At 65.0% G+C, this 12369-nt stretch carries 12 protein-coding genes; 5 read left to right on the top strand and 7 right to left on the bottom strand.

Annotated features, from left to right (window positions below; all coding sequences use genetic code 11):
• Positions 1-45 precede the first annotated feature (45 nt).
• On the bottom strand, positions 46-1260 hold the full coding sequence (locus WBQ44_RS12820) for an esterase/lipase family protein (RefSeq protein ID WP_495567061.1): 1215 nt from the start codon (positions 1258-1260) through the stop codon (positions 46-48).
• 366 nt (positions 1261-1626) lie between these two features.
• Here WBQ44_RS12820 and gad point away from each other — a divergent pair, with 366 nt between their 5' ends.
• Positions 1627-3006 (top strand): glutamate decarboxylase, encoded by a 1380-nt coding sequence (gene gad, locus WBQ44_RS12815; protein ID WP_495567060.1) that lies wholly within the window; start codon positions 1627-1629, stop codon positions 3004-3006.
• 30 nt (positions 3007-3036) lie between these two features.
• Here gad and WBQ44_RS12810 read toward each other — a convergent pair whose 3' ends face one another.
• The 5 genes from WBQ44_RS12810 to WBQ44_RS12790 are packed head-to-tail and all read right to left on the bottom strand — an operon-like array spanning position 3037 to position 6147.
• Positions 3037-3645 (bottom strand): YqgE/AlgH family protein, encoded by a 609-nt coding sequence (locus WBQ44_RS12810; protein ID WP_495567059.1) that lies wholly within the window; start codon positions 3643-3645, stop codon positions 3037-3039.
• A 56-nt stretch (positions 3646-3701) separates the two neighbouring features.
• Positions 3702-4403, bottom strand: a complete 702-nt coding sequence (locus tag WBQ44_RS12805; protein ID WP_495567058.1) for a TetR/AcrR family transcriptional regulator — start codon at positions 4401-4403, stop codon at positions 3702-3704.
• 22 nt (positions 4404-4425) lie between these two features.
• On the bottom strand, positions 4426-4674 hold the full coding sequence (locus WBQ44_RS12800; protein ID WP_495567057.1) for a helix-turn-helix transcriptional regulator: 249 nt from the start codon (positions 4672-4674) through the stop codon (positions 4426-4428).
• The gene (locus WBQ44_RS12795; protein ID WP_495567056.1) at positions 4664-5275 is read right to left on the bottom strand and encodes an ABC transporter permease; all 612 of its coding nucleotides are present in this window, start codon (positions 5273-5275) and stop codon (positions 4664-4666) included. The genes WBQ44_RS12800 and WBQ44_RS12795 overlap by 11 nt, the downstream gene beginning before the upstream one ends.
• Entirely contained in the window at positions 5272-6147 is an 876-nt protein-coding gene (locus WBQ44_RS12790) for an ABC transporter ATP-binding protein (RefSeq protein ID WP_495567055.1), read from the bottom strand. Before WBQ44_RS12790 ends, WBQ44_RS12795 begins: the two co-directional genes overlap by 4 nt.
• Before the next feature lie 215 nt (positions 6148-6362).
• Between WBQ44_RS12790 and WBQ44_RS12785 the strand changes: the two genes are divergently transcribed.
• Positions 6363-7295 carry an NAD-dependent epimerase/dehydratase family protein gene (locus WBQ44_RS12785; protein WP_495567054.1) on the top strand — a complete coding sequence of 311 codons (933 nt, stop codon included), beginning with the start codon at positions 6363-6365 and terminating at the stop codon, positions 7293-7295.
• Positions 7296-7319: 24 nt separating this feature from the next.
• Positions 7320-8621: an MFS transporter gene (locus tag WBQ44_RS12780; protein WP_495567053.1), complete on the top strand. Its 1302-nt coding sequence runs from the start codon at positions 7320-7322 to the stop codon at positions 8619-8621.
• Here WBQ44_RS12780 and WBQ44_RS12775 read toward each other — a convergent pair.
• Positions 8618-10084, bottom strand: coding sequence for a CCA tRNA nucleotidyltransferase (locus WBQ44_RS12775; protein ID WP_495567062.1), 1467 nt, complete (start codon positions 10082-10084; stop codon positions 8618-8620). The two genes, WBQ44_RS12780 and WBQ44_RS12775, sit on opposite strands and share 4 nt — an antisense overlap.
• Positions 10085-10173: 89 nt before the next feature.
• Between WBQ44_RS12775 and WBQ44_RS12770 the strand changes: the two genes are divergently transcribed.
• Positions 10174-10731, top strand: a complete 558-nt coding sequence (locus WBQ44_RS12770) for an NUDIX hydrolase (protein ID WP_495567052.1) — start codon at positions 10174-10176, stop codon at positions 10729-10731.
• 2 nt (positions 10732-10733) lie between these two features.
• A partial coding sequence (locus WBQ44_RS12765; protein ID WP_495567051.1) for a glycoprotein occupies positions 10734-12369 on the top strand: 1636 nt, incomplete at its 3' end.

Genomic DNA, 12369 nt, shown 5'->3' with positions numbered 1-12369 from the left:
GGCCCCGACCTTGCAGCTGTATCGACAAAGACTGTCCTGACGGGACTAGCCCCCGGTCACCGGTGCGTTCCATGTGCACGGGACCTCGGAGAGCGGTGTGCCGATCGGGTCGAGCGCATTCTTGACGTAGCCGATGGTTCTGGGCGAGACCGACATCGACAGGTGATCCGACAGATCTACACCGCAGCCGTCCTGCAGTAGGAAGTTGTCGACCGTGGCGTCGGGGCCCGCTTCGAGGAAGGTAGTACGGAACGGCGTCACGACCTCGTCGAATCGCGTGGCGATGGCCGTGTAGTCGACGCCCCGCTCGGTATCTCCGCCGGCTTCCAGAGCCGTGATCAGGTCGGACCCGATGACCTGATCGGATGCGGCAGGACCGGCGATCGCGCCGACCAAGCCGAGCACGTTCAGACCCAAATTGTTGATCGTGCGGCCCAGTGTGCCGATGCCGATGAGGGTAGTGCCGTGATTGGACCCGCCGATGCTCACGATCTTGCCGACCTTGTTCTGGCTGGGGTCCTCCGCGTTGGCCCCGCCCTCGAAGCGCATGTACTGACGCGACGCGAGGCTTCCCTGCGAATGCCCGACGATGTCCACCTTTGCGGCACCCGTGCGTTCGAGAACCGCATCGATGTAGACGGCGATCTCCTTCGCGCTGTCCGCAATCGGGGCCGTTCCGCGCAGAGCCTTGACGTGACCGATACCGCTGGAATCCTGGTCACCGGTATTGGGCGCGAAAATGCAGTAGCCCTCCTTTTTCAGTGCCGGGGCCATGCGCGCGAAATTGTTGTACGCGTTCTCCCAGGTTCCGTGCAGCAGGACCACGGGATTCGGATGCTCTGCACTGGGCGTGCAGTTCCAGTCGTTCGCGCCCTGCGGCGCAACGTCGGGATTGACGATGCTGTACAAGAATCCGGCCAGAAAGTTGTTGGTGACGGGGCCGTAACCGGTCGTCTCGGTTTCGGGGTCGTACGTCGGCACTGCGTCGGCGGCATCGTCGATGCTGGGCCGTTCGATGCCCTGCTCCTCGGCTTTGGGACGCTCCTCCTCGGCGCCCTCGGGTGGGAGAACCTCGGTGCCGTCCTCGTTCAGGGTCGCCGCAGGCACCGACTCCACCGAGCTCGTCTCCGGGGGCCCGGGGACCGCGGCGGGTTGCGCTGTCGCAGTCGTGGATCCGCTGAACAACAGCGCACAGGACAGTGCGCCGACGGTAGCCGTCCAGCGCGGTGCGCTGCTGGTCCGGGCATGCTTGATCGACATAGGCCATTCGCTTTCGTTGATGATTCATCTCGCAGTTGAGGCGAGAATGCCGTCGCTGCATCGAAATTGGCCGGCCGGACGAATGCCCCTCTGCAGTCCGTGGCCCCCCGACTCGAGCCATTCTGCGGCGCAGCGTCGATGCCGTTCGCCGAGCCATGACGAATGCTAGAAGGCCACAGTGACAAAGGCCACGGTCCACCAACATCTCTGGACAACTGTGGTCCCCCGTTGCAGCTATGTTGGTGCCCCTCACAATGGTGAAAGCCCGCACTTCGTCCTCAGGGGGTGAGGCGCGAACCTCGCACACAGGCTAGCGTCGGATTACCCGGGAGCCCGGGAGCCCGGCTCAGCCCTACGGAGGACGACGTGGCACGACACCTGCACCCCAACGGCGTGATCGCCCCGGCATACACCGGCAGACTCGCCACCGACCCGGTGCCCGCCCTGCGGCTACCCGACGAGCAACTCGACCCCGAAGCCGCGTACCTCTTCATTCACGACGAACTGATGCTCGACGGTTCCTCGCGCCTCAACCTCGCCACGTTCGTCACCACGTGGATGGAGCCGCAGGCCGAGAAGTTGATGGCCGAGACGTTCGACAAGAACATGATCGACAAGGACGAATACCCGGCGACGGCGTCGATCGAGGAACGCTGCGTCAACATGGTCGCCGATCTGTTTCACGCACCCGGCCTCGATCCGGTGGATCCCGGAAGCGCGACCGGTGTGTCGACCATCGGGTCCAGCGAAGCGGTGATGCTCGCCGGCCTCGCCCTCAAGTGGCGGTGGCGTGCGCGGCGCGGTGACTCGGACACTTCGCGGCCCAATCTTGTTCTCGGAAGCAATGTTCAAGTGGTGTGGGAGAAGTTCTGTCGCTACTTCGACGTCGAGCCCAAATATCTACCGATGGAACGCGGTCGTTACGTCATCACGCCCGAACAGGTACGTGACGCCGTCGACGAGAACACCATCGGCGTCGTCGCCATCCTCGGCACCACGTTCACGGGCGAGCTCGAACCCGTGGGCGAGATCTGCAACATGCTCGATTCGATCGTGGCCGGCGGGGGCCCCGACGTGCCCGTCCACGTCGACGCGGCCAGCGGTGGATTCGTCGTACCGTTCCTGCAACCGGAACTCCGATGGGACTTTCGGTTGCCGCGGGTCGTCTCCATCAACGCCAGTGGCCACAAGTACGGATTGACCTATCCAGGAATCGGTTTCGCCGTCTGGCGCACGCGCGAGGATCTACCGGAGGAGCTCGTCTTCCGAGTCAACTACCTGGGCGGCGACATGCCGACGTTCACGTTGAACTTTTCGCGGCCCGGCAATCAGGTGATCGGTCAGTACTACAACTTCCTGCGGCTCGGCCGGGCCGGATACACCGCGGTCATGCAGGCTTTGCGGGACACGGCAGTTCGGGTCAGCGACCACATCCGCAGCCATCCCGCCTTCGAGGTGATCACCGACGGCACCGCCATCCCGGTGGTGTCCTTCATGCTGGCCGGTGAGCGGGCGTACACGGTGTTCGACGTGTCCCATGAATTGCGCGCCCGCGGCTGGCAAGTGCCCGCCTACACGATGCCCGACAACGCCACCGACGTCGCAGTGCTGCGCATCGTCGTCCGCGAGGGCTTCAGCGCCGACCTCGGTCGTTCGCTGTGCATCGCGATCGGCGAGGTGGTCGATCAACTCGAAGCCGACGCAGCAGGCAACGGACAACGGACGGAAACCCACTTCGCGCACTGAACCTGGCGGCGCCGGCTCGATCGACCGGCGCTAATTCCGTTCGACGTCGATCGGGTGTGAGGCCAACAGCGCAAGGGGCATCGGCTGACGACGCAACACGTGTGCCCACAGGTCGAGTCGGGGAGGGCCGATGACGTCGGTGGGAAGCGCGGAGACGACCATCCAGTCCTCGCGTTCCAATTCGCCCTCCAACTGACCGAGGGTCCACCCCGAATAGCCTGCGAAGACGCGCACGCCCTCCACCATGGGAGCGATGTCAGCGGGGTCGGCGTCCAGGTCCACCATCACCACTCGGCCGTCGACCCTCCTGATGCCGGAGTAGCCGTCGATGTCGACGCCCGTGCGAAGCGTCGCCAGGCAGAGCGCCGAGTCACGTTTGACGGGTCCGCCGACGAACAGTGCGCGTGGGCTGGCTGCGACGTCGGTCCACTGCGGCAATACGTTGTGCACCGCGGTCTCGCTGGGCCTGTTGATGACGACGCCCAGGCTGCCCGCGTCGTTGTGCTCGATGATGTACACGACGGTGCGCCGAAACGTCGGCTCGACGAGTTCCACCGACGACACCAACAAACTTCCCGGACGGACCGCCTGCAGGGCGGATGCCGTTCGATCTTCTGGTTCCTCCGCGTGCGCCGCCATGAATTCATTGTGGCACCGCGCACGGGCAGATGTACCGCAAGGAATCGGACCAGTTTTCAGCGATGCCCGAAGCCGGCGATGTCGGCCAGGCGAGCCAGCTGATATTCGAAGAGGGCATCACGGTTGGAGAAGGTGCTTGCCCCGTACTGGTCGAAAACGTCGAAGCTCACCGCACCGAACAGCGACGCCCACACCAGCACGCCGCGAGCAAGAAACTCGTCGGGCAGCTCCGTGCCCATCTCGTCGCGAATCGCGGTGAAGTCATCGTGCAGGGCTTCCTGCAGGCCGGCGACGTTCACGGGTTCCGGCGTGAGCATTCCGTCTCGCCAGGCCTCGTCGAACAGACGCACCAATGCAACGATCACCCGCGTTCCCGGAACCGTCGTTCGCTCGGCAGGTGCGTGATAGCCCGGAACCGGGCTGCCGAACAGTAGTGCGTAACTCGCGGGCTCCCGCAGCCCCCAGGACCGAACGCTCCTCGCCAACGCGAGGAACTTCTCGCTCGGCTCGTCCGCAGCCGCGACAGCGGTGTCCACCTCGTCGCCCAGCTCGTTGTACGCGTCGACGACCAGCAGGGTCAGCAGTTCGTCGCGGCTATTGACATAGCGATACACCGCGGACGACACGACACCGAGATCCCGCGCCACCGCCCGCAGCGACAACGCCGCAGCACCATCCGCCGCCAGATGCTGCCGACCGATCCGAGTGATGTCGGCCAACGTCTGCGCCCGGGCACGTTCTCGCGGAGTGGTCGGCATGGAGAACACAGTATCGGCCGACCTATCGAGTCGACGTACCGTCCTTCGACCCCAACCGAGCGAAGGGATCGGTGGAGAAGACGACTTCCACGGAGACCTCGAAGTACGCGGCGATTCGCAGGGCGAGGTGAAGGCTGGGGCTGTATTCGCCGCGCTCGAGGTACCCCACCGTTTGGTAGTGCACCCCGAGCGCGTCGGCTAGTTCACGCCTCGAGATGCCACGCTCGGCGCGGAGCATCGCGATGCGGTTGTAGATGACTTCAGTAGGCACGTGCGAGGGCCTTGTCTCGTCGTTCGTCCATTTTGCTACCGGACTCGTTTCGGGCCATGTGTCGCAACACTATCGGTGCGAGGACGAGGCCGGCGACAGCCCATGCACCGAGTACCCCAGCGGTCTCCAGGTGACGCCACGACTGCCCGATCTCGATGTCGACGGCCGAGGCCGGAAGCAGCGCCGACCGGAGTCCGAGGCCGAGCCAATAGCAGGGCAGCACCTGTGCAACGCCCTGCAGCCATCCGGGCAACGCGGTGATCGGGTAGAAGATGCCGGAGATCGCCACCACTGCCATCAGCGGCATCGTGACGAAGAAGAGGCTACGGGCGGTGCCGACGACTGCGCCCAGGATCGCGCCGATGCCATAGAGGCCGTTGAAGAAGATGATCGTGCCCATCACTCCGGGGAGCGCCAACGACGCCAGCACGAACTCGGTGGATTGAAATGTGCCGTTACGCATGAACCACAGTGCGATCATGATCAGTATCGGAAACAGGAACAGATTTGCAACACCCTGAGCATCGGTGAACAGTTGTCGCACTTCGATTGCGGCCCGTCTGGCGCCGGCGCACACGGCTACGCTCGTTGCGCCCATCATCTGACCTCCTCGAGAGCCGCGGCATTCGAACCGTCCGATTCGTGCTGGTGCACGAGTCTCATGTAGGTGTCTTCGAGCGATGCCCGACGCACCTCGAGGTCGGCGACGCGGTTTCCGTACTGTGCGTAGAGATCGTGGACGAACTCGGCCGACGCGGCGGTCGTGTGCACCGAGCGCTGACCGTCGATACTCCACCGAACTTCGGAACCCGCGGGCACGCTGCGCGCGAGTTGCTCCGGGGACCCGTCGGCGATGATGCGTCCGCCGGCCAGGATGATCGTCCGGTCCGCGAGCTTCTCCGCCTCGTCGAGGTCGTGGGTGGTCACCATGATCGTCGTGCCTTCCAGGTCGGCAAGACGGTGTACGAGGTCGTGGAATTCTCGACGTGCATCGGGGTCGAAGCCCGCGGTCGGCTCGTCGAGGAAGAGTAGTTCCGGTCGACCCACAATTCCGATCGCGACGTCCATCCTCCGGCGCTGGCCGCCGGAGAGGGACCTGATGCGCGATCCCGCGTGCTCCGTGAGACCGACGACTTCGAGCAGATCGTCGACCGGCCACGGCCTGTCGACCGCTGCCGAGCCATACGGGCCATAGAACGATCCCAGGTACCCGAGCAGTTCGTGTACCCGCCATTTTCCGTGGTCACGCCACGATTGCAGAACCACGCCCAGCCGAGCCCGCCACGCCTCGTCGCCGTCGGCCGGGTCGGTGCCCAGCACCCGAACATGACCGGCCGAGCGCATTCGGAAGCCCTCGAGTATCTCCAGAGTGGTCGATTTGCCCGCCCCATTCGGACCGAGCATTACCAGTACTTCGCCCTGACGGGCCTGGAACGTCACGCCCGTGAGGACGTCCTTCGTTCCGTATCGCATTCAAAGACCGTCGACATCGATCGCGACGTCGTGTGCTGCGCCCATGTGGTGTCCCGCCGTTGTGGGTCAGTTGCCGTTCGTAGCATAACTACTACATTTCGTATTGGCCATAGTCGATTTGCCGGACTTGAGAGAGCGGTGCTCTTGCTTTCTCGAAGCCTCCGGTGCACACTATTTCTAGAGAGCAGTGCTCACACAATGGAGCGGAGATCACCATGAACCACCTACACGTCGTCATCGGAGCCGGACCGGTCGGATGGGCCGTCGCAGAGCAGCTTGCAGCACAGGGACATTCGGTTCGAGTGCTCACTCGTTCCGGTTCCGGACCGGACGGACCCACGATCGACCGCAGGCGCGTCGATATCGAGACCGACGATCTCCGAACCCACTTCGCCGGTGCGGCAGCCATCTACAACTGCACGCACGTCGCCTACTCGAATACGGTGTGGCGCGAGAAACTACCCACCATGGAGAAGCAGGTGCTCGACGCAGCGGCCGGCACCGTCGTCGTGTTCCCCGAAAGCCTCTACGCCTACGGTCTCGTGAAGGGCCCGATTCGAGAAGACTTGCCGCGCAGTGCGACTCACCACAAGCTCGGCGTACGAACCGAGCTGCTCGCCGCGCGTGACGCGCATGCCACACCGACCGTCAGCGTCGGCGCCTCGGATTTCTACGGCCCGCACGTGAAAACCGCGCACATGGGAGAGCGGGTAGTCCCGAAAGTGCTGACGGGCCAAACGGTTCGAGTGATCGCCAATGCAGACCTCCCGCATGCCTTCACCTACGTTCCCGATTTCGGTGCGGCCATGATCACCGCGGCCGCGACGCCGTCGCTGTGGAACACATTCCTGCACGCGCCGACCGCACCCGCCGTCAGCCAACGCGACATGATCCACCTCTTCGCCCGTGCAGCCGGCGTCGAAGCGCCGAAAATCGGAACGATCCCCGCGTGGGTGATGCGAACCCTCGGCGTCGTCTCTCGGCCCATCGCAGAACTCGTCGACACCCTGTACCAATTCGAGCACCCGTACATCCTCGACAGCAGTCGAAGTGAAGACCTGCTCGGCCAGACACCCACACCCCTCGTCGACGGCACCGCCGCCACCGTCGCATGGTGGAAGGCTGCCGAGCTGACGTCTGCGCCCTGACCCACTGAGGCTAGTGTGCAGTAAGTGAGCGACAACACCTTCCTGGCCCGGCTTCGAGATTCACCGGGCGCAGGCAAGCTCACCACCATTCGCTTCGCAGGCCAGTTCGGCGACGGACTGTTTCAGGCCGCGCTCAGCGGAGCGATCCTCTTCAATCCCGAACGCGAATCCAACCCAGCGGCAATCGCCGCCGGCTTCGCCGTACTCCTCGTGCCCTACTCGATCATCGGACCGTTCGCAGGCGCGATGCTCGACCGATGGGACAGGCGAGCCGTCGTACTGTGGGCCAACGTCCTACGCATGGTGCTCATCGTCGTCACCGCCGCGCTGCTGTACGGCGGTGCAGGGGAGACCCCGCTACTCCTCCTGGCTCTCACCACCGTCGGACTCAGCAGATTCGTCTCGGCCGGTGTGTCGGCGTCACTGCCTCACGTCGTGCGTACCGAGTGGCTCGTCCCGATGAACTCGTTGTTCGCCACCGTCGGATCCGGGTTCGCCGCAGCGGGAGCCGGGTCTGCGGTAGCCATCATCGGCGCAGTCGGTGCAGGCGACACCGGATCGGCCACCGCCGTCCTGGCAGCAGCGACGGGTTCCATCGTCGGAACCGTCGCCGCCGCGCGCTTCGGCCGTCGTTCACTCGGACCCGCCACCATCGCCGAACGACACGACCTCGGAATCCGTAAAGTGTTGCTCGACATAGCCACCGGGCTACGCGACGGCGCCGCTGCCGTCTGGAGCTCACCCACCGTCACCGCCGCCATGACCGGTATCGGAGCACACCGCATCGCCTTCGGCATCGACACCCTCGTCATGGTGCTGATCCTCCGCGAAACCACGTCCAGCTCACTTCCCGGAGGCCTCGCCGGCTTCGGCATCGCCGTCGGCGCAACAGCCGCGGGCATGCTCGTCGCAGCACTCCTGACACCGTTCGTCCTGCCTCGGCTCGGTCGCGTCCGCACCATCGCCCTCGGCCTGGCAGCGGCCGCCGTCGTGCAGGTGACCTTCATCGCCGCACTCACCCAGACAAGCCTGCTGATCGGAGCGTTCCTGCTCGGCATCGTCGGTCAAACCATCAAACTCACCGGCGACGCATCGATGCAGATCGAAATCGACGACGACCACCGCGGCCGCGTATTCGCGTTGCAGGACACCGTATTCAACATCTTCTTCGTCGGTGCACTCGCAGCAGCAGCCTTCGCCGTCGGTCCCGCCACCACCGACCTCGCAGGCCAGAACTCGGCTCACCTCGTCGTGTACGCGGGCGGGCTCGTCTACCTACTCGGCCTCGCCGCCGTCTACCTCAACACCAAACGCAGACCTTACTAAGACTTAGGCCACCATTCGAGCAACGCCTTCTCGGCTTCCTCCCTCGGCAGGGGGCCGCGGTCGAGCCGGAGCTCCTTCAGAAACTTCCAGGCCTTACCCACCTGCGGACCCGCCGGGATGTCGAGCAGTTCCATGATGGCGTTGCCGTCGAGGTCGGGCCGCACCCGCGCAAGATCCTCCTGCTCCGCCAACTTTTCGATCCGCTCTTCCAGATCGTCGTACGTAGCCTGCAACGCAGCAGCCCGACGCTTGTTGCGGGTGGTGCTGTCGGCGCGAACCAGCTTGTGCAACTTGGGAAGTAGGTCGCCGGCATCGGTTACGTAACGCCGCACCGCCGAGTCGGTCCACTGTCCCTTGCCGTAGCCGTGGAAACGCAGATGCAGAAAGACGAGCTGTGAGACGTCGTCGGTCATCTTCTTGGAGTACTTGAGTGCCCGCATCCGCTTCTTGACCATCTTCGAGCCGACTACCTCGTGATGATGGAAGCTGACGCCGCCGCCGGGTTCGTGCTTGCGAGTGTCCGGCTTGCCTATGTCGTGGAGTAGCGCGGCCCACCGCAACACCAGATCCGGATCGCCGTCCTCGAGGTCGATTGCCTGCTTCAGCACGGTGAGCGAATGCCAGTACACGTCCTTGTGCTGGTGATGCTCGTCGATTTCGAGCTTCATCGCGGGGACCTCCGGCAGAACGTGGGCCGCCAATCCGGTCTCGCACATCACGTCGATGCCCTCGATGGGGAAATCGCCGAGCATCAATTTGTCGAGTTCGACCTGCACGCGCTCGGCGGTGATGCGCTCGATCTGCCCGGCCATCTCGGTGATCGCGGTGTGCACCCGAGGAATGAGCGAAAATCCGAGCTGCGAGACGAAACGCGCGGCCCGCAGCATGCGCAGGGGATCGTCGCCGAAAGACTTTTCCGGCGTCGACGGCGTGTCCAACACACCCTCGAGCAGCGCATCCATGCCGCCGAGCGGATCGACGAACTCCTGGGAGCCGTCCGCGCCGAGCCGCACGGCCATCGCATTGACGGTGAAATCACGTCGAATCAGGTCTTCCTCGAGGCTCGAGCCGTACTGCACCTCGGGGTTGCGAGAAACCTGATCGTAGGAATCGGTGCGAAAGGTCGTGATCTCGACGAGCTGATCACCCTTGGCCGCGCTGATGGTTCCGAATGCGATACCGGTGTCCCACTGATTGTCTGCCCAGCCGGTGAGCAGCCGCTGCACCACCTCGGGACGCGCGTCCGTAGTGAAGTCCAGGTCGCCCGACAGCCGGCCCAGAACGGCGTCGCGCACACTGCCGCCGACGAGGTAGAGCTCGTGGCCCTCGGCCGCGAACCTGCCTGCCAGCGGACCCAACACATCGGAGAGGTCCTTCAGAGTGACCGCAGCCGACGCCAACAATCTGGTCCGACGGTCGGTGGACGCGTCGGGCTGTGCTGGGGTTGGAAACTCTTCGGCCACGTCGATAGAGCGTAGGCGAACGGTTCGTACGAGAGGGATCGCGGTGAGGCTGAGCGGATCATTGCGTTCTTCCATCTAGTATGGATCGGGTGTCTGCTGGCGAACGTGCGAACAGGAGCCGCCGCAACCCGCGGCGGCGAAACGCACGCGCCGACACCGACAAGCCGAGGCTTCGTACCGTCCGCGAAACATCCGCCGGAGGCCTGGTCGTGGACGGTCTCGACGGCCCACCGTCGCAGCGCTGCGCCGCTCTCATCGGCCGTACCGATCGCCGCGGACGGTTGCTGTGGTCGCTTCCGAAAGGCCATATCGAGCAGGGTGAAACGGCCGAGCAGACCGCGATGCGCGAAGTAGCAGAAGAAACGGGCATCCGCGGATCGGTACTGGCCTCTCTGGGCAGCATCGACTACTGGTTCGTCACCGAGGGTCGTCGCGTCCACAAGACGGTCCACCACTACCTGCTGCGCTTCCTCGGCGGAGAGCTGTGCGACGAGGACGTCGAGGTCACCGAGGTTGCGTGGGTACCGCTCAGCGAACTGGCGTCCAAGCTCGCGTACGCGGACGAACGCAAGCTGGCCGCCATCGCCGGTGAGTTGATCGAGGGGATGAGCAAGCCGGATCCCGAGACGCCCGTCGGCGAGGAGTGATCGTGTGGCGTTCGAAGGTCACTGCGACGGCACTGACCGCACTGCTCGTTGCACTGGGTCCCTCGCTCTCGCCTGCCCTCGCGGGCGCTCAGGAAACCACCACCGACGAAAATTCGGTCGTCGAAGGGTCCTCGATCGAATCGGGAGCCTCGACCGAGTACACCTACCAGGCAACCGACACCGACCTGCCCTCCACGACCAGGGGCCGACAGTTCCTGCAACTGTCCGTCGATACCGTCGCACCGGGAACCGTCACCACCAGCAGCGAACCGTTCGTCACCGTCCAGGCAACCGTCACCAACACCGGTGATCGTCGCGTCGACGACATCAGCGTTCGCATGCAGAGCGCCGACCGTGTCGACGAACCCGAACAACTTCGAACAACACTGTCGGTCGAGAGCGACGAGTTCGCCAACGTCGGTGAATTCGTCCCCGTCGCCGACTCCCTCGAGCAGGGGGCCAGTCGACAGTTCGTCATCTCCCTCCCACTGCGCAGCGTCGACGGCCCATCGCTGGGCGTCGACGTGCCCGGTGTCTACCCCGTGCTGCTCAACGTCAACGGCACGCCGGAGTACGGCGGCACAGCCCGTCTCGACGACGCCCGCTTCCTGCTACCGGTCACCGGAGTCCCGCGCGACCCGACGAATCCCGACCCGATGAATCCCGCGGCGGTGCCTGTCCCACCGCCCACGTCGGACCCCGTCGCAACCACCCTGCTGTGGCCGCTCGCCGACAAGCCGCGGCTGGCTGCGGGTCTCGCCGGATCGATCGACGAGAAAGTACGGCTCGTCGACGACGAACTCTCCGGTGAACTGAGCTCCGGTGGTCGTCTCGACCAACTGCTCGAAGCCGTCGAGTTCGCCACCACCGACGAACTGGATCCGGAAGACCGCCTGGCACAGAGCACGTGTCTCGCCGTCGACCCCGATCTGCTGGTCACGGTGTCGAACATGACGCGCGGCTACCTCGTCGTCGACAACCCCGCCGACCCGAACGGTCCTGCCCGCGAAGGAACGGGCGCCGACGCTGCGTCCGACTGGTTGTCCCGGCTCGAAGCGCTGGCCGACACCATGTGCGTGACGGCCGTGCCGTTCGCACAGGTCGACCTGGACACGCTCGGCAACGTCGGCGACGCATCGCTCGCCTCGGCCGCACTGGAGTCACCCGCGGACATCGTCGACACCATTCTCGGAGCCACGTCGGTGCGCGGCCTCGTGTGGAGCTCGTCCGGCCAACTCGGTGAGACAGCGGCGGCAACCGTCCGTTCCGTCGGGCCACGAACCGCGCTGCTCGCAGACAACAGCATCGCCCCCGGGGCGGCAGGTGCCGTCGCGCGAGTCGTCGGGGGCACCGCCGTCGACGCCGAACTGAACACCACCGTGTTCGACGCACCCACGGCAACCGCGCTGGCCGGCGTCGGCGACAGCCCGGCAACACCCGCCTTCACGCCCGACGACCAGCGCTACGACCTTGCCGGTGACTCCCGGACCGCGCGGCTACAAGACGCCCTCGGCGCCGTCGCGTACCACGCATTGGCCCCCGTCGACGGCTCCCCACGCACCCTGACCATCGCGCCGCCGCAGTACTGGACGGCCGGTGACGACGAACCCGCAGCCATCCTCTCGACCGTGTCGTCAC

The sequence above is a fragment of the Rhodococcus sp. (in: high G+C Gram-positive bacteria) genome, assembly GCF_049591685.1.
GTDB lineage: Bacteria > Actinomycetota > Actinomycetes > Mycobacteriales > Mycobacteriaceae > Rhodococcoides.
This window is presented reverse-complemented; position numbering and strand designations above follow the sequence as displayed.